Origin of the sequence: Blastopirellula retiformator (assembly GCF_007859755.1) — a bacterium.
GTDB classification, from domain to species: Bacteria; Planctomycetota; Planctomycetia; order Pirellulales; family Pirellulaceae; genus Blastopirellula; species Blastopirellula retiformator.
This window is the reverse complement of the sequence record NZ_SJPF01000001.1, coordinates 1740675-1763121: the sequence shown is the minus strand read 5'-3', so window position 1 is coordinate 1763121 and position 22447 is coordinate 1740675. Positions and strand designations below refer to the sequence as shown.

Annotated in this window: 22 protein-coding genes; 13 read left to right on the top strand and 9 right to left on the bottom strand. The window is 59.4% G+C overall.

Going from position 1 to position 22447, the window contains the following annotated elements; all coding sequences use genetic code 11:
- The first annotated feature begins 87 nt into the window (after positions 1–87).
- From Enr8_RS07375 to Enr8_RS07315, 13 genes are all read left to right on the top strand, one after another.
- Positions 88–330, top strand: coding sequence for an AtpZ/AtpI family protein (locus Enr8_RS07375; protein ID WP_146429920.1), 243 nt, complete (start codon positions 88–90; stop codon positions 328–330).
- A 59-nt stretch (positions 331–389) separates the two neighbouring features.
- Positions 390–833, top strand: a complete 444-nt coding sequence (locus Enr8_RS07370) for a hypothetical protein (RefSeq protein ID WP_146429919.1) — start codon at positions 390–392, stop codon at positions 831–833.
- A gap of 6 nt (positions 834–839) precedes the next feature.
- Complete coding sequence (gene atpB, locus Enr8_RS07365; RefSeq protein WP_146429918.1) at positions 840–2030, top strand: F0F1 ATP synthase subunit A; 1191 nt, start codon at positions 840–842, stop codon at positions 2028–2030.
- A gap of 120 nt (positions 2031–2150) precedes the next feature.
- Positions 2151–2381, top strand: a complete 231-nt coding sequence (gene atpE, locus Enr8_RS07360) for an ATP synthase F0 subunit C (protein WP_105338511.1) — start codon at positions 2151–2153, stop codon at positions 2379–2381.
- A gap of 58 nt (positions 2382–2439) precedes the next feature.
- The gene (locus Enr8_RS07355) at positions 2440–3189 is read left to right on the top strand and encodes a F0F1 ATP synthase subunit B family protein (RefSeq protein ID WP_146429917.1); all 750 of its coding nucleotides are present in this window, start codon (positions 2440–2442) and stop codon (positions 3187–3189) included.
- Positions 3190–3207: 18 nt separating this feature from the next.
- A complete protein-coding gene (locus tag Enr8_RS07350; protein ID WP_146429916.1) occupies positions 3208–3828 on the top strand; it encodes a F0F1 ATP synthase subunit delta in 621 nt (206 codons plus the stop codon).
- A 68-nt stretch (positions 3829–3896) separates the two neighbouring features.
- A complete protein-coding gene (atpA, locus tag Enr8_RS07345) occupies positions 3897–5423 on the top strand; it encodes a F0F1 ATP synthase subunit alpha (protein WP_146429915.1) in 1527 nt (508 codons plus the stop codon).
- Between the two features lie 60 nt (positions 5424–5483).
- Positions 5484–6365, top strand: a complete 882-nt coding sequence (atpG, locus tag Enr8_RS07340) for an ATP synthase F1 subunit gamma (RefSeq protein WP_146429914.1) — start codon at positions 5484–5486, stop codon at positions 6363–6365.
- Between the two features lie 60 nt (positions 6366–6425).
- Positions 6426–7886 carry a F0F1 ATP synthase subunit beta gene (gene atpD / locus Enr8_RS07335; protein ID WP_146429913.1) on the top strand — a complete coding sequence of 487 codons (1461 nt, stop codon included), beginning with the start codon at positions 6426–6428 and terminating at the stop codon, positions 7884–7886.
- Between the two features lie 3 nt (positions 7887–7889).
- The gene (gene atpC / locus Enr8_RS07330; protein ID WP_146429912.1) at positions 7890–8282 is read left to right on the top strand and encodes an ATP synthase F1 subunit epsilon; all 393 of its coding nucleotides are present in this window, start codon (positions 7890–7892) and stop codon (positions 8280–8282) included.
- 208 nt (positions 8283–8490) lie between these two features.
- Entirely contained in the window at positions 8491–9051 is a 561-nt protein-coding gene (locus Enr8_RS07325; RefSeq protein ID WP_186767491.1) for an FHA domain-containing protein, read from the top strand.
- On the top strand, positions 9048–9281 hold the full coding sequence (locus tag Enr8_RS07320) for a hypothetical protein (RefSeq protein ID WP_146429910.1): 234 nt from the start codon (positions 9048–9050) through the stop codon (positions 9279–9281). The genes Enr8_RS07325 and Enr8_RS07320 overlap by 4 nt, the downstream gene beginning before the upstream one ends.
- 22 nt (positions 9282–9303) lie before the next feature.
- Positions 9304–11997, top strand: a complete 2694-nt coding sequence (locus tag Enr8_RS07315) for a YfhO family protein (RefSeq protein ID WP_146429909.1) — start codon at positions 9304–9306, stop codon at positions 11995–11997.
- Between the two features lie 261 nt (positions 11998–12258).
- On the opposite strand, the gene Enr8_RS07310 is transcribed toward Enr8_RS07315, so the two are convergent.
- The 9 genes from Enr8_RS07310 to aroE all read right to left on the bottom strand — a co-directional run bounded on the left by Enr8_RS07310 (position 12259) and on the right by aroE (position 22402).
- On the bottom strand, positions 12259–13236 hold the full coding sequence (locus tag Enr8_RS07310) for a serine O-acetyltransferase (RefSeq protein WP_146429908.1): 978 nt from the start codon (positions 13234–13236) through the stop codon (positions 12259–12261).
- A gap of 352 nt (positions 13237–13588) precedes the next feature.
- Positions 13589–15691, bottom strand: coding sequence for an elongation factor G (locus Enr8_RS07305; RefSeq protein ID WP_146429907.1), 2103 nt, complete (start codon positions 15689–15691; stop codon positions 13589–13591).
- Positions 15692–15868: 177 nt separating this feature from the next.
- On the bottom strand, positions 15869–16594 hold the full coding sequence (gene hisA / locus Enr8_RS07300) for a 1-(5-phosphoribosyl)-5-[(5-phosphoribosylamino)methylideneamino]imidazole-4-carboxamide isomerase (RefSeq protein ID WP_146429906.1): 726 nt from the start codon (positions 16592–16594) through the stop codon (positions 15869–15871).
- Positions 16595–16749: 155 nt separating this feature from the next.
- Complete coding sequence (gene hisH / locus Enr8_RS07295; protein ID WP_146429905.1) at positions 16750–17367, bottom strand: imidazole glycerol phosphate synthase subunit HisH; 618 nt, start codon at positions 17365–17367, stop codon at positions 16750–16752.
- A gap of 157 nt (positions 17368–17524) precedes the next feature.
- On the bottom strand, positions 17525–18322 hold the full coding sequence (locus Enr8_RS07290) for an OmpA/MotB family protein (protein WP_146429904.1): 798 nt from the start codon (positions 18320–18322) through the stop codon (positions 17525–17527).
- Positions 18323–18412: 90 nt separating this feature from the next.
- Positions 18413–18925, bottom strand: a complete 513-nt coding sequence (locus Enr8_RS07285; RefSeq protein ID WP_146429903.1) for a hypothetical protein — start codon at positions 18923–18925, stop codon at positions 18413–18415.
- Positions 18926–19068: 143 nt separating this feature from the next.
- Positions 19069–20355, bottom strand: coding sequence for a prepilin peptidase (locus Enr8_RS07280; protein WP_186767490.1), 1287 nt, complete (start codon positions 20353–20355; stop codon positions 19069–19071).
- 19 nt (positions 20356–20374) lie between these two features.
- Positions 20375–20908 (bottom strand): shikimate kinase, encoded by a 534-nt coding sequence (locus Enr8_RS07275; RefSeq protein WP_146429902.1) that lies wholly within the window; start codon positions 20906–20908, stop codon positions 20375–20377.
- A 3-nt stretch (positions 20909–20911) separates the two neighbouring features.
- Entirely contained in the window at positions 20912–22402 is a 1491-nt protein-coding gene (gene aroE / locus Enr8_RS07270) for a shikimate dehydrogenase (RefSeq protein WP_146429901.1), read from the bottom strand.
- Between the last annotated feature and the right edge of the window lie 45 nt (positions 22403–22447).

Below are 22447 nucleotides of genomic sequence, written 5' to 3'. Positions count from 1 at the left end.
CACCCCTTCCTCTACATTGAGTCGCAATTCTGCGATGATGCCTCACTTTTTCATTGACGCGGCTATAGGTAGCGACAAGGGAACCTCGTGAGCGACCAACCTACTGACGATCGACCTCCGATGGCGATCGCCTACGAGTGGGTAGGCCGGATCTTCGCAGTATGTATAGAGATGATCGCTCCAGGGCTAGTTGGCCATTGGTTGGACGAGAAGTTCGGCATCCGCGGCCTGGTCATTCTGGGGCTTGCATTAGGAATAACGCTCGCCATTTACCACTTGCTGCAGTTCTCCAAAGCGGATCAGCGGCAACGAAACAAACCTGACGAGTAGACGCGGCCCCGTCGCGACCAAGCCCCTCTTCCTTTCGCACCAATACAACTGTCGTCGCCGTGAACACGGAACCTGCGGACAACGCGCCGAAATCACCACCATCGCTACAGCAGCTATGGCGTCCCGCGATCGCCTTGACGATCGCCGTCGCCTTGCCGACTCCGCTGCTCGCTTGGTACGCGCAAACTCAACATGGCGCCGTCGGCATCCAAGCCGTCCTATTCGCCGCGTTCCTCTGTTGGGGCAGTTCGATCGGCGCGCTGACGCTCGTCGTGATGTCCAAACAAACGCCGTATGGACTCCATGCGGCGATGGCCGGAATCGCCCTTCGCACAGGCATCCCGTTGGCGATTGGCGCGTTTTTAAAACAGTCCGAAGGCCCGCTTGCAGAAGCCGGCGTATTCGGGATGATTATGGTCTATTACCTGCTGACGCTTCTGGTCGAAACAGTCTTGGCCGCACGTCTTCTTCAATCCGCCGCGAACGTTTCGAAGGCTTCCTAAACTCCGATGTCTGATCCAATCCTGCACATCAAGGACAGCTACTACTTCGAGGTCCCAGCGCGCCTTGCGCCGTCTCACCGAGAGTCGATTGCGGACTTTCCGAAGGTCTGGATCCGGCTTGACCCTGACTTTCAACTGTGGGAAGCGAAGCTCGTTTTTAAGCAGCTCGCCGAACAAAACAATGGGACGCCGAGCGAAGAGGATTTCCTGCACGATTGGGAGCATTGGCAACATGAGCCTGGCAACCATGGCAAGCCGGTTCGCCGCTACTTGCAAGTCTTGGCCGCAGAGAAAAACGACGAAGGCCAGCTCGTAAATCCGTGGGCCGAAAGCTGGCCCGAAGCCCAGAAGCTGGTCAGCGTCCAGGAGTATCGCGAGACCGCCAAGCCATGGTCGCCCGATAAGATTGAAGCTTACAACAAAGTCCTCTCCGGCAAGATCATCATTCCGCAACCCTTTGGCGAGTTGCGCAACCTGTATCAAAAAGATTCGGGGTTCTGCATCTCTCGCTTCATGGTGCTGGAATTCTTCATCGCCCTGCTGATGCTGGTGGTCTTCACCTGGTTCGCCGGCCGACTCAAGCGAAACGTCGTCCCCAAGGGACGCTTCACGCACATGATCGACGCGTTCGTCTGCTATCTCCGCGATCAGGTGATTCGACCGGGAATCGGACATGGCGCTGACAAATTCGTACCGGTGTTGCTGACGATGTTTTTCTTCGTGCTCGGCTGCAACTTGCTGGGGATGATACCCTGGCTGGGAGCTCCGACCGCGTCGTTTAGCGTTACGCTGTCGCTCGCCTTCGCCACGCTGGTAATTGGCATTGGCGCCGGCGCCCTGAAATTTGGCCCGGTCGGCGTGTGGCTCAATCTCGTACCTCACATGGACCTGCCGCTTTTGATCGGCATTCCGATCAAGTGCATGCTGTTCGTCATCGAACTGATGGGCTTGTTCATCAAGCATGCGGTGCTCGGCGTTCGTCTCTTGGCGAATATGGTCGCCGGTCACTTGGTGCTGCTAGGCATCGTCGCCCTGGGCGTCGACATGTCGGGCTGGAGCCTGGTCGTCGCCTTGCCGGTGATTGTCGGCGCCGCGGTCCTATTCAGTTGCTTGGAACTGTTCGTCGCATTTTTGCAGGCGTACATTTTTACCTTTTTGTCTTCGTTGTTCATCGGCGCTTCGACCCACCATCACTAAGTCGATTGCCTGCGAATACACCGTTTTCACCTATTGGTTGAGGAGATAGAGTCCGTGTCCAAAATCGCTAAGCTTTGCTTGTACAGCTTTGCCGCTATCCTGATCTGCGCCGCTCCGGCGATGGCCGCCGAAGGGGACGCCCCCCACGTCATGATCGACCTGACCCGCTACTTCGGTATTGGTCTGACCGTCATCGGCGCCTCGTACGGCATCGGTAAGTTGGCCGGCAGCGCCCTCGAAGGGATGGCTCGTCAACCGGAAGTCGCCGGTAACATCCAAACCGCGATGATCATCGCGGCTGCTCTTATCGAAGGTTTCACGTTCTTTGCGTTGTTCCTTTGCATGAGCTAAGTTGACGCTCTTGCGTCCCTCGTCGCCACTTTCGCATTTTCGACAGGTTCGAAGAACCATGCGCTGCAAGCATTTTTTGTTCGCCTTAACGGCCGTCGCTTTGTTGGTCTGCTCCACTTCTCTCTTCGCCCAAGAAGAAGAGAAGCCGAAAGCGGAGAACCCCATCCAAGCTAAGGTGGAAGCCTTTGAAAATGAGGTGGAGAAGGGGATCGAAAATATCGTCAATGCGGAAGAGCATATCCTACAGCATGGCGCCGAGGGTCATGAAGAGAATCCGAATGACTTGTCGCACAACGACCCTGCCCCGGGACTTCACAACCCGGAAGCGTTGTCGTTCGACCTGGCGACCTTCAACTTCTTCATCTTCATTGGCCTGGCCGCCTTGTTGACGATCTTCGCTTGGAAGCCGATCGTCGCCGCCCTCGATAGCCGCGAAGCGGCGATGGACGGCAAGTTGGCCGAGGCGCAAAAGATGTTCGCCGACGCGGAAGCGAAGCTGGCCGAGTACAACCGCAAGTTGGCCGACGCCCAGCAGGAAATCCAGAAGTCGCGCGATCAGATGATGAAAGACGCGGAAGAGAAGCGGCAGCAGATTCTGGCTGACGCCCAAGCGGCCGGCAACGCCGAACGCCAACGGGCCCAGCAAGAAATCGAAGCCGCCAAATCGCAGGCGATCTCCGAACTGACGCAGAAGAGCGTTAACCTGGCGGTCGACCTGGCCGGCAAGATCACTCGGCGGCAACTGACGCCGGAAGATCACCAGAACCTGATTAACGACACGCTCGCGAAACTGCCGAGCAGCAACTAAGCGGAAAGCGCAAGCTCGATGGCCGAGACCAGCCAACATCCACGATTCGACCTCGGTAGCGAACGGGTCGGCACGATCTATGCGAAAGCGCTTTACGGCGCCGCCGAGGCGGCCGGATCGCTCGACGAGATCGTGGCGGAACTCGCCTCGCTCGTGCACGACGTGCTCGAGCATCCGGCGCTCGCCAACGCGGTGATCTCGCCGCGGATTTCGCATGATGAGCGAATCGTGATCCTCGACAAGGCGTTTACGGGCAGGATGAACCCGACGCTGCTCACCTTCCTGAAGGTGCTGTCGAATCACAATCGACTCTACTGCATCCGGGAGATCCAGCGGGCGTTCCGCCAACTGGTGGGCGAAAAGCGTGGACGCGTTGACGTGAAGGTGACCTCAGCCCAGCCGCTGAGCGAACAGTCGCTTCAATCAGTCACCGCTCGCTTGCAGGAAACGCTTGGCAAGGAAGTGGAAGTTTTGGCTACGGTCAATCCGGCGCTGATCGGCGGACTGGTCATTCGCGTCGGCGACACGGTCATCGACGGCAGCGTGGCCAACCAACTGGAAAACATTCGTCGTCAAACGCTGGAAGCTGCGGCGCAGCAGGCGAAAGACGCTTTGGATCGGTTTACGGCTCCCGCCTAAGCGTAAACGTTCCATTTATATATTCGCCAACTAAGAAATAGACGCCTTCGAAACTAAACGGTAGTTCCATGAAATTTAACGCGGACGAGATCGCCTCGATCATCCAGCAAGAGATCCAGCAGTACGAATCGCATATCGACATCCGCGAAGTCGGTACGGTGCTGGAAGTGGGCGACGGTATCGCTCGGGTCTACGGCCTGTCCGGAATCATGGCCGGCGAAATGGTCGAGTTCCCCGGCGGCATCACCGGCCTGGCGTTCAACCTGGAAGAAAACAGCGTCGGTGTGATCATCCTCGGCGACTACCTCTCGATTAAAGAGGGAGACGAGGTCAAGGCGCTCGGCAAGCTGTTGTCGACGCCGGTCGGCGAAGCGGTCTTGGGCCGCGTGGTCGATCCGCTCGGTAACCCGCTCGACGGCATGGGCCCGATTCAAACCGGCGACAGCCGGCCGGTCGAATTCCTGGCGCCTGGCGTGTCGGAGCGTAAGCCGGTCACCGAGCCGATGCAGACCGGCATTAAAGCGGTCGACGCGATGACGCCGATCGGTCGCGGTCAACGCGAACTGATCATTGGCGACCGCAAGACCGGTAAGACTGCCATCGCCATCGATGCGATCCTGAATCAGAAAAACACCGGCGTGAAGTGCTTCTACGTCGCAGTCGGCCAGAAAGACTCGTCGGTCGCCGCGGTGGTCGAAATCTTGCGTCAGCATGGCGCGATGGAATACACCACCGTCATCGTCGCCGGCGCCAGCGCCCCGGCGCCGCTACAGTACATCGCTCCGTACTCCGGCACCGCAATGGCCGAGTACTTCATGTTCAACAGCCAACACGCTTTGATCGTCTATGACGACTTGTCGAAGCAAGCGTCGGCCTACCGCGAACTGTCGCTACTGATGCGACGTCCGCCGGGCCGCGAAGCCTACCCGGGCGACGTGTTCTACTGCCACAGTCGCTTGCTGGAACGTTCGTCGAAGCTGAGCGATGAGTTGGGCGCCGGGTCGCTGACCTCGCTGCCGATCATCGAGACGCTCGAAGGCGAAGTGTCGGCCTACATTCCGACCAACGTGATCTCGATTACGGACGGTCAGATCTATCTGCAGCCTGACTTGTTCTTCGCCGGTCAACGTCCGGCCATGAACGCTGGTATTTCGGTGTCGCGCGTCGGCGGTAACGCTCAGATCAAAGCGATGAAGAAGGTCGCCGGCGGTCTCCGCTTGGACCTGGCCGCGTTCCGCGAACTGGAAGCGTTCGCCCAGCTCGGTACCGAACTGGATCCCGACACCCAGGCTCGTCTGGATCGCGGTTACCGCATGGTCGAGTTGCTGAAGCAAGGCCAGTACGCCCCGATGAACGTCATTGACCAGGTCTTCAGCATCTATGCTGGTACCCGCGGTCACTTGGACGAAATTCCGACCGTCGACGTCCTCCGCTGGGAGCGAGAGTTCCTCGACTTCATCCACGCCAAGCATAACGACCTGTGGGACAAGCTGGCGGAAGCGAAAGACCTGACTTCGGAAGTCACTGAAGGAATTGAAGCGGCGATCGCGTCGTTCCAGTCGACCTTCGTGCCGACCAAGCAGGAAGATATCTAAGCTTCCCGCACGTATCCCTGGGACACTTCCGAACGAGCCTGCTGACGAAATAGAAGCGATATGGCTAACCCACGAGCACTCGATAAACGCCGCAAGTCGGTCCGCAACATTCGCAAGATTACTCGGACGATGGAATTGATCGCGACTGCGCGATACAAGCAGGCGATGGATCGTGCCGCGGCGGCGACCGCCTACACCGATCGCATCACGCAGATTGTGAAGGACCTGACGTCGTCGAGCCTGGACTTTACACATCCGCTGCTGGAGCAACACGCATCGCACGACAACGCGACGCTGCTCGTGCTGACCTCCAATCGCGGTTTGTGCGGCGGCTATAACGGCGGTCTCTGCCGGGCCACCTTTCCGCACGTCATCGACCTGAAAAAAGAGTATGGCAATCTTCGCTTGGAGATTGCCGGCAAGAAGGGGATCGGCCTGTTCCGCTCGCAGCGGAAGTTGGAAGCGGACGAGACCTTCACGCATTTTGAAGACAAGCCGCGCTACGAAGAAGTGGAAGTGATCGCCAACCGATACTTGCAAGAGTACGTCTCCGGCAAGCTTGATCGGCTGGACGTCTCCTACACCAAGTTCATCTCCAGCAGCAAGCAGATCCCAGTGATCGAAACGCTGTTGCCGCTCAGCTCGCTGGAAGGCGCCGGCGAAGAAGAGGCGACCGGCGAATCGATGTACGAGTTTATGCCGTCGGCCGAGAGCATCTTGGAAGAGGTCGTGCCGACCAGCTTCAAGGTGAAGTTGTTCAAGTGCTTCCTCGACGCCGCGGTCAGCGAACAGATCGCCCGCATGGTGGCGATGAAGTCGGCGACCGAAAACGCGTCGGACTTGATCAAGCAACTGTCGCGAGAATACAACCGCGCCCGCCAGGGTCGGATTACCAACGAAATCATGGAAATCATCGGCGGCGTCGAAGCGCTCAACAACTAAGTTGAAGCCTCATGACGTCGTGATAACTGCAACCGCAACTAACAAGCAAAAGACAGCGATATGGCGACTGCAATCGAACCGGGTCAAAATGTCGGCCGCGTTACCCAGGTGATCGGCTCTACCTTCGACGCTGAATTCCCTGAATCGAGCCTGCCGGCGATTTACAACGCCGTGAAGATCAGCAGCGAGCAGAAAGGAGTGACCCTCAACCTGACCGGCGAAGTGCAACAGCACCTGGGCGGCGGTCGCGTTCGCTGCGTCGCGCTCGGCAGCACCGAAGGGATGATGCGAGGGCAAGACTGCGTCGACCTCGGCAAGCCGGTTTCGGTTCCGGTCGGCAAAGCGACCTTGGGACGCGTCTTCAACGTGCTGGGCGACACGATCGACGGTCGCGGCCCGGTCGAAGCGGACGACTATCTGCCGATTCACCGCCCTGCTCCGCCGGTCGCCGAACTGTCGACCAGCACCGAGGTGTTTGAAACCGGTATTAAGGTGATCGACCTGCTGACCCCGTTCGTTCGCGGTGGTAAAGCGGGCCTGTTCGGCGGCGCCGGTCTCGGTAAGACCGTTATTCTGACCGAACTGATCGCTCGTATCGCGTCGGCTCACGGCGGTTACTCAGTCTTCGCAGGCGTTGGCGAACGTACCCGTGAAGGTACCGACCTCTGGCTCGAAATGCAGGACACGGCGATCGGTTCGACCGGTCGCATGGTTATCGAACAAACCTGCATGGTGTTCGGCCAGATGAACGAACCGCCGGGCGCCCGTCTTCGCGTCGCCCTGTCGGCCCTGACGATGGCGGAACACTTCCGCGACGCCACCGGCGCCGATACCCTGCTGTTCGTCGACAACATTTTCCGCTTCTCGCAAGCGGGTTCGGAAGTGTCGGCCCTTCTGGGTCGTATGCCTTCGGCCGTGGGTTACCAGCCGACGCTGGCGACCGAAATGGGCGGTCTGCAGGAACGGATCGCCTCGACCAAGTCAGGCGCCATTACCTCGGTGCAAGCCGTGTACGTTCCGGCGGACGACCCGACTGACCCGGCTCCGGCCACGGCGTTCGGTCAGCTCGACGCGTTCATTTACCTCGAACGTTCGATTTCGGAAAAGGGCATCTACCCGGCGGTCGATCCGTTGGCTTCGTCCAGCCGGATTCTCGATCCGCAGTACGTCGGCGATCGTCACTACACGATTGCCCGTCGCGTGCAAACCACGCTCCAGCGTTACCGCGAACTGCAAGACATCATCGCGATTCTCGGCGTCGACGAATTGAGCGAATCGGACAAGTTGATCGTTCACCGCGCTCGCCGCATCGAACGCTTCCTGTCGCAGCCGTTCCTCGTGGCGGAAGTCTTCACCGGCAAGGCGGGTGAAATCACCTCGCTCGACGACACGATCCGCAGCTTTGAGGAAATCTGCGACGGCAAGTGGGATCACCTGCCCGAATCGGCCTTCATGTACGTCGGCCCGATCGAGCAAGCCGAAGAGCAGGCCAAAGAAATGGCCAAGAAGGGAAAGAAGTAACCGATGGCGCAGCTCAAATGCATCGTCGTCACGCCCGAAGAGACGGCCCTCGAAACGACGGCCGACTTTGTGGCGTTGCCGTTGTTCGACGGGGAACTCGGGATTGCGCCGTCGCACAGCCCGATGATCGGTCGTCTGGGCTTCGGCGAAATGCGAATCAAGAGCGGCGGCGAGACGACCCGCTACTACATCGACGGCGGCTTTGTCCAAGTCGCCGGCGATGAAGTCAACGTCCTGACCGGCAAAGCTTTGCCGGTTGACGAAGTCTCGCGTGAAGAGGCCGAGAAGCAACTGGCCGAAGCGATGAAGCAGCCGACCGTCACCGACGAGCTGCTGGCGATTCGCGATCGCATGGTTGATCAGGCCCGCGCCCAAATCCGCGTCTCGCAAAACTAACGCCTCGCTGCTGGCGCCCTCCAATTCTGCTAGCAGCCGCCCCGCAAACTCTCGCTAGTTTCGCCAACCGGCAGTTCGACGCTGCGCCGGTCGGCAAGATTCGCTTCTGCGCGAATTCTCGGTAATTTGCGGCCCAGTCGCCGTCCGATCAAGTTTCTAGGTAGACAGCTAATCACCGCCCCGTTTGGTGGTAACGCTGGCTGCGATGATGAGCTGGATGATCGGACGCAACATGACCGCGAAACACGAACTGCACGCCGCACAGTCGCCCCAAGGCGCCCACCGTCGGCCTGCCCCCCTGTCGGCTGAACTATTGATTCGTCGTGGACGAGCCGATCGGCCAAGCCGCCCCTTGGACGGGCCGCTGTTTTTGATCGGGTCGGACGCTGAGTGCGATCTGGTCCTGGGCGATCCGCAATTCCCCGGCTCGTACGCCTACATTTTCAATCGCGGCTCGCAGCTGACGCTGCGTTGGCTCGGCGAAGGCCCCGAACTGACCGTCAATGGCGAGACGTTCGAGAGCGGCAAACTGGTCGATGGCGACCGGATTCGCTGCGGTCCTTACGAGTTTCAACTCGCCGTCACCAGCGGCGGCGGCGCCAAAGACAATCGCGGCTCGCTGCAACAAACGATCGGCAACGCCCAGGCGACCGAAGAGACCGCTCGCGAAGCGGTTAAAGACCTGATCAGCCAGGTCAAACGGAACCTTTTTGGCGGCCCCAACGTAACAGAAGAAACTTCCTCCTCTTGGAGACGCGCTACCGCATGAAACCTCGTATCGCTGCAGAGCGCCCTTTCGCTTCGTCGGTCGCGAAGGAGCGAAAATTTGCCGGCTGGATCGACGTCGATCGTCCTTACGCTTCGCCGGGCGTACGCGCCACCGACTTTCGCGGCGGCGCAACCGTCAAAGGGCCGACTGCAACCGCGGTCGTCTCGGCCCGCGTCGACTTGCTGCGCAATCAACTGCGGGAAGAATACGCCCGACTTCTTGTCGTCTAAGCCGGCGTGCTAAACTAGCGGCATGTCCAATCGAGCTCGCCGCTTACGTCACGCCTTCGTTCCGCTGATCCCGCTGACGGCGCTGCTCGTTCTATTCTTCGGCCCGGCCATCTTCGGCAGCGCCAGTTTCGTCTTTCGCGACGCAGCCCATTTCTATTACCCGCTGTTCGCGTTCACGCAGTCGGTTTGGGGCGAAGGTCGGATCCCGATGTGGAATCCGTACGACGGCGTCGGCATGCCGCTCTTGGCCGAACCGTCGGCCAGCGTCTTTTATCCAGGCAAACTGTTGTTCGCGCTGCCGATCGCGTTCCCGACGGCGCTTCGTCTCTACGTGATCGGTCACTTCGGCCTCGCCTACCTCACGTCGTACAACGCCGCTCGGCGGCTTGGAATATCTCGGTCCGGCGCGATCCTAACGGCGATTAGCTATAGCTTTGGCGGGTATGTCGTGGCGACGCATGCCAATGTGATCTTTCTAGTCGGCGCCGCTTGGGCGCCGCTCGCCCTATTGGCCGGAGTGCGCCTGGCCAGCGACGTTCCTAACAGTCCGTTGATTTTCTCGACGGACTGCGTGATCGCACGGATGCGATCCCAAAATAACGACGTAAGTCGTTATTTGGCGAGCCGCGAAGAGCTATGCTCTGAGCCTGGCGAGGTTGGAAAATGCCACGATGGCATTTTTCAACAGGCAGCTAAGAAGTCCGCGGCCCCGTTGCTTGCCCTGAGCCTGGCGATGATGATCTTGGGAGGCGATCCGCAAGCGGCTTTTCACCTGGCGTTGGTCGCCGGCTGCTTCTTCCTTTGCAGACATTGGCGATCGCTCCGCACTCCCCTGCTCTTTGTGCGGCGCGGCGTTCCCTTGGCCGCGGCCATTCTGTTGGCGGCGGGTCTTGCAGCGGTGCAGATCCTCCCAACCATGCAGTGGGCGGCCCGCAGTCGACGATCGCTGGTCAATCAGCCGCGAACCATCTACAGCTACGCCCAACGTGCACTACTGGGCGAAGAAGTTTCGGCCGACGTTCTACTCGGTAAAGTCGAACAGGGAACGCATGAACGGGAAGCGTATCAATTCAGCCTGGGGCCGTGGCGGTGGCCCGAGCTGATCTGGGCCAACTTCGGCGGCAAGATGTATCCCCGGAATCAGCGTTGGACGAACGCGATACCGGCCGAAGGGCGCGTCTGGGCGCCTTCGCTTTACGTTGGCGGTACGTCGATCGTACTCGCGATGATCGGCGGGTGGACGCTCCGTCGGCAGACGCTTGGCAAACTCCTCATGGCACTGACTGCGATCGGCGTGATCGGCTCGCTTGGCTGGTACGGAATCGGTTGGCTGCTGATCGAACTGGGGCATGACCTTCGGCTGTGGAGCAAAGAGAGCCTTGGCGTCGGCGAGCCGTTTGGCGGTCTCTATTGGCTGCTCAACTGCGGCCTGCCCGGCTACGCTTCGTTTCGCTATCCGGCGAAGCTCTGGCTACTGGCGGCCCTGGCCGGAAGCTTGCTTACCGGTTTTGGTTTCGACGCCGAACGAGAGCGTGGCTTTCGCTGGCTAACGCGATTGATGTTGGTGTTGGCCGCCATTTCTTGCATCGCACTAAGCAGCGCGACGCTGCTAAAAGCAAAGATCATTGCGGCGGCCTCCGACCTACCTCCGGACTTGTTGTTCGGGCCGCTTGACGGTGCGGCAGCCGCCGTCGATTTGCAGCTGGGCATTTCGCTTTCGATCGTTGCCGCCGTGATCGTCATCGCGGTGACGTTTTTAGGAAGGAGTCGACCAGCGATCATCGCACCGCTGCTGGTCGCGTTGATGGTCGCCGACCTGTACGTCGGCTTATCATGGACCATCGCCACGGCGCCTGACTCGCTATGGGAGTCGTGCGCGTACTCGGCCGAATACCAAACCGCCAACCGTTGGTATCGCCGTCTCTCGGCCAATGACTATCCGCCGGAGTTCGCTGACAAAACGTCGGCCGATCGCCAGGTTGAAGGACTCCGCTTCGATCGGCGAAGTCTCTTTCCGCGGTACTATTTGCTAGAGAAGGTTGGCTCGATCGTTCCATCGAACTCGCTCGCGCCGGCCGACTACACGCTGCTGCTCGATACGCTTCGTGCGGAACGGACCGACTTTGAGATGGCCGAATTATTGTCCGCCGCCGGGGTGATTCGACTTGATCGCGATTACCCGAGCGGCCAGATGATGCTCCATGGTCCACGCCCCAAGGCGATTCCGATGGCGTGGATCGCCGATGGACAACGGTCGTTCCCGCTAGATGACCTACGTAGCGGCGCCATTTGGCGGGAAGCGGCTGACGCCCTCAATCAGCGACAAGGAAGACTGGTCCTGTTACACGACGAGGAAACGGCGCCACAACTCTCGGGACCGTCGCGGAACGAGATCATTGATCAGATCGTCTACGACCGCGTCCATGACGACGTCATCGAGCTCGACGTCTCCCTCGCCAAGCCCTCCTATGTGGTCGTGCAGGAATACTACGACGCCGGTTGGGTGGCGGAAATTGAACTCGAAGATGGCCAGACGATCACCGCGCCAACCGAGCGGGCCAACGTCGTCTTCCAAGCGATTGCGCTGCCCGCCGGCAGACATCAGGTGACGCTCAGGTACGCTCCGCCGTCGTTCTACTGGGGAGCGTCCATTTCGCTGGCAAGCGTACTAGCGCTCGCACTCTGGGCAGCCTTCGCATGTCGCCCGCGCAAATAATAGCCCGAAGCGCGAGCGAGGGAAATGCGTTGGACTAAATGACGAATGTCGAAACCAGAATGACGAATTGTGATGGTTTCGTCATTCGAGCTTCGATATTCGCCGTTTGCTTGTGGCCGCATTTCCCTCGCTCGCGCTTCGGGCTACTATCGTCGGCTTTAGAGCGGTTTTCTTCAATCATTAGCGTTCTGGCTGGTTGCGGCCGCCTTGACCAGCTTGCCTCACCAACGCCAGAAACGCTACAGCTATCAGAAAAACGCTCTAGATCTGGAAGTTGACTTCTTCGGTCAGCTCTTCTTCCGGCGCTTCGCTACGGAGGCGGAGTCGCGGCTTTTCGAGCAGGACCGTCGTATGCGCTTCGACACTGCGGGTCAGCCAGACGCTCGAAGCGATCACCGAGTCGTGACCAACAACCGTGCGTCCTCCCAAAACCGTCGCATTGGCGTAAATAACGACGTGATCCTGAATCGTCGGATGACGCTTCATGCCGCGAACCAGGTTGCCGTCCGAATCGGTGTCAAACGACAAGGCGCCCAAGGTCACGCCCTGGTAGAGCTTCACATGTTCGCCGATCTCGCACGTCTGCCCGATCACCACGCCGGTGCCGTGGTCGATAAAGAAGTAGTTGCCGATCGTGGCGCCGGGGTGAATATCGATACCGGTTTGCTTGTGGGCCCACTCGGTCATCATCCGCGGGATGAACGGCACGCCCAAGACATACAGTTCGTGAGCAATCCGATAGACCGTGATCGCTTCTAGCCCAGGATAGCAGAAGATCACTTCGTCTAAACTGCGACAGGCGGGGTCGCCGTCGTAGGCGGCCTGCACGTCGGTCGCCAATTGCTCACGCAATTTCGGCAGACGATTGAGCATTTCGATCGCCATCGCCTGACCTTTGGCTTCGTAGTCGATCGACGCATCGGGGTCGCACTCGCCCCTTTCTCGCTGTAAGCGTTCGTCGTGCTCCAAGGCCCGGGCAATCTGCGTCGTTAACTTGTCATGCAACCCGTCGATCAGGTCGCCGACATGGTACGTGATGTTGCCCATGTGCAGGCCTTCGCGACGGCGATAGCCTGGATAAATGATTTCCTTCAGATCTTCCAGGGTCGAAACGACGATGTCGTAGTTCGGCAGCGGGCAATGACCGAGATAGTTGATCCCACCTACCTGCTTGTAGGTGGAGACAATGCGGTCGGTCAGCGAAGGAAGATCTTCTTTAAGCTTTGCGTCAGAGGCCATGGCTGCGGTTTCCTGCGTCGGCGAGAGTGCGTTGTGGGCGAGACGGCGGCGATCGAGAACGTCCCGATCGGCGAGGCGTTTAGCACAAACAACAACAGCGACAACAGAAACGATGCATAGCAGGGCACATGATGACGTACCAATCTAGGTAAAACAGGGCAAGTTTACCACCCAGGTGAGCCTTTATCTTACGCTTCGCCCCCCTGCAATACAAAGGGGCGCACTTTTCTTCGTCTTTTTCCGAAAGCGAAGTTTAGTCCGATTTGTAACCGCCAGTCGCCGGCCGGCGGATTGGCCCGTGACCTGTTTGGCCGGCGACCTTCTCTTTTTGATGCCCCGCGAGACGATGCGGTTACGAATCGTCTTCCTCGACCTGTCCCGACTGACGCAGAACGGCCATTTGGACGTTCGGCGGAGCAGCGTCGTAATGGCTAAATCGCATCGAGTACGATCCCTGGCCGCCGGTCATACTCGACAGCGTTCTAGCGTAGGTCATGACCTCGGCCAGCGGCACGGTCGCGCAAATCGTTTGATATCCGGGACTGTCGCTCTGGGCGCCCAGCACCTGACCGCGGCGGGTCGAGAGATCGCTGTAAACGTCTCCCATCATCCCCTCAGGCACCGTGATCTCCAGTTCGGCCATTGGCTCTAGCAGCACCGGATTCGCCTTCTTGAACACGTCTCGCAGCACCTTCGAGCCGGCGATCTTGAACGCCGCTTCCGAACTGTCGACCGGATGGTACTTACCAAAGAAGACTTCAACGCACAGGTTCTGAATCTGACAACCGGCCAACACCCCTTGGTTCAGCCGTTCCAGAAAACCCTTCTCAATCGCCGGCAGGAAGTTGCCAGGGATCGATCCGCCAACAATGGAATCGATCCACAGGAAGTTGTACTCCGGCAGGTAGCGCCGATGCTTCATGTGGGGAAAGCGACTCTTGGTGGCGAACTGCTCGATGTCGGTACCGCGCGGTAACGGGAAGACCCGCACGTGGACTTCGGCGAACTGGCCTCGCCCGCCCGTCTGCTTCTTGTGCCGGAACGAACCTTCCGCTTCGCTTTGAATGGTCTCGTGATACGGAATCTGCGGCTCGTGCGTTTCGATCTCGACATGATCGCGCCGCAAGAGTCGCTCTTGCAACAGACAGAGATGCAAATCGCTCATGCCGCGCAAGACCACTTCATGCGTTTGCGGATCATGCTCGATTCGCACAGTCGGATCTTCTTCGACCAGCTTATGCAGCGCCGCGGCGAGCTTCGCTTCGTCGTTGCGGCTTTTCGGACGGATCGCGACGCCGACCATCGGTTCGGGAAAGTCGATCTCCGGCAGTTTCAATTCGCCTTCGTTAACGCCGGTATGCAGATATTCGATCTTGGCGACCGCGACGATATCGCCGGGATGCGCTTCGTCGACCGGACGAAGTTCGGCGCCCTGCACTTCCAGCAATTGACCGATCTTCACCCCTTTGCGACTGCCGTTGGTCAGATGAATCAACTCGTCCTTGTGGAGCGTGCCGTTATAGACGCGAATGTACGACAGCTTCTGAACGAACGGATCAATCCGCGTTTTGAAGACCTGCGCGGCCAGCGGTCCATCAGGATCGCCATCGATTTCAACCGGCTGACCATCGGGGCCCAGAGCGCTGCGATGCATCATCGACGGCGGCACCGAGCAGACGGCGAGCGCATCAAGCAACTCCGGAAAACCGACGCCTGACTTGATCGAGCAGCTGACGATCGGAACCAATGCCCCGGCGGCGACGGCATGCGGGATCAAGTCGGCCAGCTCAGCCCGACTCGGGATTTCGCCATCAAAATAGCGTTCCATCCAGGCCTCATCCGCTTCGATCGCCGCTTCGATCAGCGGTTGCCGGAATTCGCCGGGATCGACCAACGCTCCGCTACGGTCGGCGGAATCATCCATCACGCCGACGACGCGATCAAAGTGACCACCTTGGGCGCAGGGGACGTTGAACGGAATACACTGGGCGCCGAACGTCTGGCGAATCGAGTCGAGCAGGGACGGATAGTCGACGTTTTCGATGTCCATCTTGTTAATGACGATGATTCGTCCGAGCCCGGCTCGCTCCGCTTCGGCGTAGACGCGGCGGGTGTTGACGGCGATGCCGGCATGGGCGTCGATGACGATCACGGCGGTATCAGCGCCGCGCATGGCCGAGATCGTTTGGCCGATGAAATCGGGATAGCCAGGAGCGTCGATGCAATTAAAGCGGACGCCGCGGTGGCGGAAGTGAGCCAGCGCCGCATCGACCGAGTAGTGATGCAGTCTTTCTTCGGGCTCAAAGTCGGTGACGCTGGTGCCGTCGTCGACGCTGTGACGACCTTCGACTTCGTGGGTCGACTCGAGAATGCGGTCAACCAGGCTCGTTTTTCCAGTTGAGCCATGACCGCACAGTACAATATCGCGGACGCTTGCCTCAAGACGGGTAGACATAACCAAGACTCCTAAAAACGGGGTTGGAAGACTTGGCGAGTCGCCGATCGCCGGTGCGGTCATAAACTCGCCACGGTCGGCCTGGGAATGCTGCGTCTACTTGGTGAGGGCGGCGGTTGAATCGCTCCTTTGCTTACGTCGCGTGTTGCGAATGGGGATGACGTAACGTTCCACGGGCTATAAAAGGGCCGCTCGAGCCGCTTCCACAGCGGCCGATACGGTCATTTTTCCTTCATACAAAGTTCGTCCGACGATCGCGCCGTCGAGGCCGGCGGCCGCCAATTGCGTGACGTCTTCGACGGTGGTCACGCCGCCGGAGGCGACGACCGGAAAGCGAATCGACGCTTTCATTTCCGCCATCGCCGGGACGTTGGGACCGGCCATCATGCCGTCGGTCGCGATATCGGTATAAATCACTGCCGCAATCGGCAGATGTTCGTATTTTTGGGCCAGCGTGATCGCCGAGACGTTGCTCGTTTCAAGCCAACCATCGGTCGCCGCCAAACCGTCGCGGGCATCGATGCCAAGCGCCAACTTGTCGGGATAACGCGTGCACATCTCTTCAAACCAGTCAGGCTCGCGCACCGCCTTGCTGCCGATCACCAGGCGAGACATGCCGAGATCAAGCAGCGTCTTGATCGTTTCTTCGTCGCGGATGCCGCCACCCAGTTCGCACGGAATGTCGACCGCCTTCAAGATTTGGGCGATCGCGTCGCGGTTGCTGACCTGGCCATCTTTGGCGCCGTCGAGATCAACCAGATGCAGACACTCGGCGCCTTGCTCGACCCACCGCTTGGCCATGTCGGCCGGGTCATCGCCGAAGACAGTTTCTCGGTTGTAATCGCCTTGTTGAAGGCGAACGCATTTACCGCCCCGAAGATCAATGGCGGGCCAAATCTGCATGACGTCAGATCTTTCTAACTGCGAGCTGCTTGCAAAGAACAAAGCGGATACGCGGTGGTTCCGCTACTTCAAATATCCCACATAAAGGTCCCAGCGACAAGTATTTGCTACTTGCCGCAAGGAGTTTAACGCCGCCAAGGAGGCGAGAATTCGGCCTAGGCCGCAGGAGTCCACTCGGCGAAATTCTTCAACACGTGCAGTCCGCTCGCTTGGCTCTTTTCAGGATGGAACTGCGTGGCGACCAGATTGTCGCGCCAGATCGCCGCACAAAACGGCTTGTCATACGTCGCTTCGACGGCGATGACCGCCTCATCATTGGGAACAACGTAGTAAGAGTGGACGAAGTAGAAGTGAGTCTGCGGCTCGATCCCCTCAAAGATCGGCGGCTTGTGCCGGAACGTCACCTGGTTCCAACCCATGTGGGGGACCTTCAGTTCGGGCGGAACTTCAAAGCGAACCACCTTGCCGGGGACGATCCCCAGACCTTCAAACTCGCCCCCTTCGTATCCGACGTCGAAGAGCAACTGCAGCCCGAGGCAAATCCCCAAGAACGGCTTGCCTGCGTCGATATGATCCTTGATCACGCCTACCATGTCGCGGCGACGAAGCTCGGTGATCGCATCCTCAAAGGCGCCAACGCCGGGCAAGATCAAGTGATCGGCCTGGGCGATCTCCTTGGGGTCGCTGCTGATGACCGCCGAGTGCCCAACCTTCTCGATCGCTTTTTGCACACTGCGAAGGTTGCCCATCTGGTAGTCAATAATCGTGATCATCTCGGCTCGCTTTTGGATCTAGCAGGGTCGGACTTGCTCCGCCCAATGGACGCCCCGGCAGGGGAAAAGTTCAGCGGTAGAGCGATCCATTGTAATTGGGATCGGCCGAAATCGTCAGGCGCCCCGAAAGGGGCGAGATTCGGACGTTAACGCCGCTTTAAGAGCCGACGTCGTCCGGGTAGATCACAATATCAATGCGGCGGTTGCGGGCCTGACCGGCCGGGGTCGCATTGGAGACGACCGGATGATTGCCGCCGTGGCCGACGACGAACATCCGATTGGCCGGCACCTGACCGCGAGCGACCAGTTGATCGAAGGTGGCCTGCGCCATGCTGGCCGACAGCTGATGCTGCGAGGCGAACGGCGGCGAGGCGGGTGAATTGTCGGTATGCCCTTCGACCCCAATTAGATTGCGGGGAAACTGCTGCCGGATCGTCACGGCGACCTGGTCAAGCGTGGCGTAGGCGTTCTGATGCAGTTGATTGCTGCCGGTCATGAAGACCATGTCGGCCGGAATCTCGATCCGGATCAAATCGCCATCGACGCGCACCTGGGCGCCGGGAATCTGAATCTGCGAGACGCTTTGCTGCAAACTGTTGTTGGGGGTGATAATCGCCCCGCCCCGCTGTCGCGTCGACGCCAACAGCGTCGTGTTCTCTTGTTTGGCCGAAGCGATTTGCTGCTGAGCCATCGAGAGTTGTTCGCCAGCGTCGCGAAGCTGTTTCTTCAGCAGGCCGACTTCGTCCTGCAGGATCTTGGCTTGTTGTTGCGACTGGGCGATCTGAGCGTGCAGATCTTGATTGTTGGCGTCGAGCCCGGAAGCGCGGCGTTGGAATTCGGCGATTTGGGCCTGTTGCTGTTGCTGAGCGTCTTGCACCTGTTGGCGCAGCGCAGCGTCGCTCTTGCACCCAGCGGCAAACGCAAACAACAGAATGGCGGCGACAAAGCGGAACATCGTGTCGGCAAATCGGGTTCGAAACTTGAGACAATCTGGCCAGCGGGGCGGATCGTAGCAAGCGCCGTTGATGACGACAAGGTCGCTTTCTTACGACGCTAGCACTTCCCGCTTGGTCGTCTCAGCCGCCAGACGGGGATAGTCGCCATAGAATCGCTTGATATAGTTCCGCCCCGGCAGGTGCTCGCAATGCGGCTGCCAACCGTTGCGGCAAAGGTTCCGCTCGGTGATTAGCGGATTCGAGACGTCGGTCACGATCGCCGCCGCCCCACGAATCTGGGCGATGCCGTCGAGCGTCTTCAGCGCCGTGCGAAACGTCCGCCAGGTGGTTTCTTTGCCCGAGACGACATAGACCAGCGACAAGAAATCAGGCGCCGAGGCGGGTGCATTGTAATAGAGCCAGCAGCAGTCGCCGCGCGATCGACGGTGGACGTACCTGCCGATCGTCATGACCTCCAAACGCGAGATCATCTTCGGCCAGGGGCGAAAGTGAATCGCTTCCAACTGCGACTTCCGCGCCACGATCAGCCCATACCGGCGCGCGCGAACGACATCGGCGTCGGCCGTCAGGTCGGTGATGGTTTCGAAAGGTGGGCGCAGCATCAGACAGTTCTCCTGGGCAAGAATAGCTTTTTCTAGAGAACGTGCCGGACGATTTTTACGCCCGAAAAACCGGGGGGGGGGAAACGCAAATAGTAGCCCGAAGCGCGAGCGAGGGAAATGCGGTCGCGAGCGAAAAACGACGCCTACGAATCGCGAAAGAGAACCCGCTCTTTGAAGACCTGCCAGGGCCACAGGATCATCCCAACACAAATCGGCAGCGCCAAGAAGATCGCCGGCAGAATCCAACCCAATACTAGCATCGGCGAATACTGATACCAGAAGCTGGGCCAACAGAGAAAGACCACCATCGTGCCAAAGCAAAGGTAGGGACCGAAAGCGAGCGCCACATCGCCGGTCAGCAGCCAACGTCCAACCGCAAACAGACAGGCGATCATTGGCGCGAGAAAGAAGATTGCAATCGCCGGCTGCCAACCGACATAGGCGCCGATCATAAACATCAGCGTCACGTCGCCGAAGCCCATCGCCTCGCGCCCGAGCGCGGCGCCGGCGAAGATGCGCACCAGCCAGATCAGCGCTCCCGCAAACGCCATCCCGCAGAGCGAAGTCAGTAAGCCTTGCCAAGAGTCGTTGCCGCCGGCGAGCAGCCACACGGTCGAGATGCCGATCAGACCAATCGCTAACAAGCCGAGGTAAAACGGCGTCAGCGCGTACCGCCGAAAACTGCCGACCAGAAAATCACAACCTCGCTTGATTCCCTTCCGCCACCAGATGATCTTGGGCGTGATCGCCAACCACCAGCCAAAGTACAAGACCAGTCCCAGCACCAGTCCGGCGACGCCATTCAAGACGTCGGGCCATGGTTGATCTCCGGTCGTCAGACGCAGGAACGTCGCTTCGATCGGACCATTGAAGTTGAGCGGTATGAACGTGACCGGCGGATCGGGCACGGTCAACAGCGACATCGGCATCGCAGCGGCGAAGATCAATCCAAGTAGAAATCCCGGGATCGTAATCTCATCGGGAATCAGTCGTTCGTCAAAGTCGATGAACGTGGCGACCGCCATGAACCCGATCAATGTCATGTGGCTGAGGAACGTGGCGTGCAGCGCCCACTGCATTTGTGCAGCCGGCGTCATGATGATCTCCGGCAGCAGATCGCCTTGGACCATCATCCAGTAGTAGTACGGCGTGAAGAGGGCGAAAAAGAGATCGATCGATAAGGGACGCACCCAGTAGTATCCGCCATGCAGCGGAACCTCGCGACTGAGCGAGAGCCAACCGAAGACCGGGATCCGATCGAACCACGATCTTGAAGGCGCATTGTCGAGCTTCTTGGTCCAGGGATCGATGCTCGCCGGCGTCGAGCGCAAACGATAGATGGCGCGATTGATCTGCCCGCCGGCGATCGCCCCGACTACCATCAGCAAAAACATCCGCAGTTCGATCGATAGTGCGAGCCAGGCGTTCACGTCTCTATTTCCTTGCGGCTTAAGACGCCGACTCGATTTTCGGTGCGAAGAGTTGGTAGATGGCGTCGGCCGCTTCGACCGGCGTGCGCGCTTGCGTATCGACAATGGCATCGGCCGCTTCGCGATAGAGAGGATCGCGAAGCTCAAGCAGATGCTGGATCTCGTCCTGCGGCGACTTGTCGGTCAAACCGGGACGCTGGGCCGCCGTTGCGTCATCGGCGGAGATGCGGGAAAAAATCGTCTCGGCGTCGGCGGTCAGCCAGACGGTGAAGCAGCGCTCGCGGATCGCCTGACGATTCTCAGGCCGCAAAATTGCACCGCCGCCGAGGGCAAGGATCTGGCGATCGTGCTGCGTCAGATCGAGCAGCAGGTCGGTTTCCAGATCGCGAAACGCCTGTTCGCCGTCGGCGGCGAAGATCTCGGCGATGGTACGCTGCGCACGCCGCTGCAGTTCGACATCCGCGTCGATGGCCGGCCAATCGAGTCGTTCCGCCAACAGCCGGGCGACGTGCGACTTGCCGACTCCGCGAAAACCTACCAGCGCCAGGTTCATTCGCTAACTCGCTTTGGCGGCGCCGGTGATTTTCTTCAGCGTGTCCCGCATCAGATCGCGCGACGGCTGGACGCCGGTAAAACGCTGATACTGCATCGCGGCCTGACGCACGAACATTTCGACGCCAGTTACGACCTTGCAGTCGCGCTTCCGCGCTTCTTTGATCAGCAGCGTCTGTTCCGGATTGTAGACCGTATCGAAGACGATCATGCCGGGCCGCAATCGCACCTTGTCGATCGGCGACTCGTTGACGTTCGGGTGCATGCCGACCGGCGTACCGTTGATCAAGATGTCGACCCGCTCCAAGCCGCGGTCTTCCCAAGTCACCGTGCGGCAACCGAGACTCTCGGCCAATTCCGCCGCACTCTCGTCGGTGCGGCTAGAGATGATCACATCGACCCCGTGGTTCTTTAGTCCCCAGGCGATCGCCTTGGCGACGCCGCCGGCGCCAAGCACCAAGGCCGAACGGTTGGCCAGCGGGTTCTCTTCCTGTTTGGGAAATGCGGTCGCCAGACTCGCCAAGGCGGCGTCGCAGTCGGAGTTGAAACCGGCCGGACCTTCTTCGCCAAACAAGATCGTATTGGCGGCGCCGATGCCGGCGACAGTGGCGTCCGGCTTCTTTAGCAGTTTGACGATCGACTCTTTGTGCGGGATCGTGACGCTGAGACCTTTGATATCTAGCGCTGGACAATCTTCTTGAATGAACGTCGCCAGGTGTTCGCGGGGAACGCGGAACGGCAGGTAGCAGCGATTCATCCCCTGTTCGCGGAAACAGGCGTTATGCAACTGCGGGCTTAAGCTATGCCCGATCGGATCGGCGATCACGCCATAGATCTCGGTATCGGCGTTGATGTCTTCGTAGCCGTAGATCTCGCGCATCTGCTGAAAGCCGATCTGCCCCGGAGCGAGCGTCCGCTCGTTGGAGTAGGTCGAGTACGTGATCGGCACGCCATACTTGGCGCCGAGGATCCGCGTCGGCGTTCCCATGTCGCCCATGCAGAGCGCGATGGTCGGCACTTCAGACCGCTGCGCTAGGCGCAACATGCGGATGTTGTCGTGAGGCGAGTTGGCCATCGTCGCCAGCTTGACGATATCGGGATCGAGTTGGCGAATCCGCTCATGGATCTCTTCGATATCGGCCGGCGTCTCGCGGAAGTTGTGGTAGCTGATGATTCGCTTGGTCGAGCCGTACCGCGGGATGTTGGCGGCGATGTCTTCTTCGATATCGACGTAGTCGGCGCCTTCGACGATTGCCGTTCGCAGCACCATCTGGCGTTCCGACTCCATCCCCGGCGCCCAGCGTCCGCCATCCTGTTCGCGCCGCACGGTTACCAATACCGGGCCGGGACGATCATTGAGCAATCGCTTGAGCTTGATCGTGCCGTTGATGTAGTCGAGCCGTAACTCGACTAGCTTGACGCCCAGATCGACCAGATGGCGATGCTCGGCGATAACGTGCTTATGTCGGCCGCGGCCGATGCTGACGCAGATCATAGAGGGAGAAGTGCTTACTGATTTGATAGGGGGCTGTTCCACCGG

What these genes read in the sequence shown, in the direction of transcription:
- atpB (WP_146429918.1), top strand. Translation starts at nt 840, where the DNA reads ATGTCTGATCCAATCCTGCACATCAAGGACAGCTACTACTTCGAGGTC.
- atpE (WP_105338511.1), top strand. Translation starts at nt 2,151, where the DNA reads ATGGCCGCCGAAGGGGACGCCCCCCACGTCATGATCGACCTGACCCGC.
- Enr8_RS07355 (WP_146429917.1), top strand. Translation starts at nt 2,440, where the DNA reads ATGCGCTGCAAGCATTTTTTGTTCGCCTTAACGGCCGTCGCTTTGTTG.
- Enr8_RS07350 (WP_146429916.1), top strand. Translation starts at nt 3,208, where the DNA reads ATGGCCGAGACCAGCCAACATCCACGATTCGACCTCGGTAGCGAACGG.
- atpA (WP_146429915.1), top strand. Translation starts at nt 3,897, where the DNA reads ATGAAATTTAACGCGGACGAGATCGCCTCGATCATCCAGCAAGAGATC.
- atpG (WP_146429914.1), top strand. Translation starts at nt 5,484, where the DNA reads ATGGCTAACCCACGAGCACTCGATAAACGCCGCAAGTCGGTCCGCAAC.
- atpD (WP_146429913.1), top strand. Translation starts at nt 6,426, where the DNA reads ATGGCGACTGCAATCGAACCGGGTCAAAATGTCGGCCGCGTTACCCAG.
- atpC (WP_146429912.1), top strand. Translation starts at nt 7,890, where the DNA reads ATGGCGCAGCTCAAATGCATCGTCGTCACGCCCGAAGAGACGGCCCTC.
- Enr8_RS07325 (WP_186767491.1), top strand. Translation starts at nt 8,491, where the DNA reads ATGAGCTGGATGATCGGACGCAACATGACCGCGAAACACGAACTGCAC.
- Enr8_RS07320 (WP_146429910.1), top strand. Translation starts at nt 9,048, where the DNA reads ATGAAACCTCGTATCGCTGCAGAGCGCCCTTTCGCTTCGTCGGTCGCG.
- Enr8_RS07315 (WP_146429909.1), top strand. Translation starts at nt 9,304, where the DNA reads ATGTCCAATCGAGCTCGCCGCTTACGTCACGCCTTCGTTCCGCTGATC.
- Enr8_RS07310 (WP_146429908.1), bottom strand. Translation starts at nt 13,236, where the DNA reads ATGGCCTCTGACGCAAAGCTTAAAGAAGATCTTCCTTCGCTGACCGAC.
- Enr8_RS07305 (WP_146429907.1), bottom strand. Translation starts at nt 15,691, where the DNA reads ATGTCTACCCGTCTTGAGGCAAGCGTCCGCGATATTGTACTGTGCGGT.
- hisA (WP_146429906.1), bottom strand. Translation starts at nt 16,594, where the DNA reads ATGCAGATTTGGCCCGCCATTGATCTTCGGGGCGGTAAATGCGTTCGC.
- hisH (WP_146429905.1), bottom strand. Translation starts at nt 17,367, where the DNA reads ATGATCACGATTATTGACTACCAGATGGGCAACCTTCGCAGTGTGCAA.
- Enr8_RS07290 (WP_146429904.1), bottom strand. Translation starts at nt 18,322, where the DNA reads ATGTTCCGCTTTGTCGCCGCCATTCTGTTGTTTGCGTTTGCCGCTGGG.
- Enr8_RS07285 (WP_146429903.1), bottom strand. Translation starts at nt 18,925, where the DNA reads ATGCTGCGCCCACCTTTCGAAACCATCACCGACCTGACGGCCGACGCC.
- Enr8_RS07275 (WP_146429902.1), bottom strand. Translation starts at nt 20,908, where the DNA reads ATGAACCTGGCGCTGGTAGGTTTTCGCGGAGTCGGCAAGTCGCACGTC.
- aroE (WP_146429901.1), bottom strand. Translation starts at nt 22,402, where the DNA reads ATGATCTGCGTCAGCATCGGCCGCGGCCGACATAAGCACGTTATCGCC.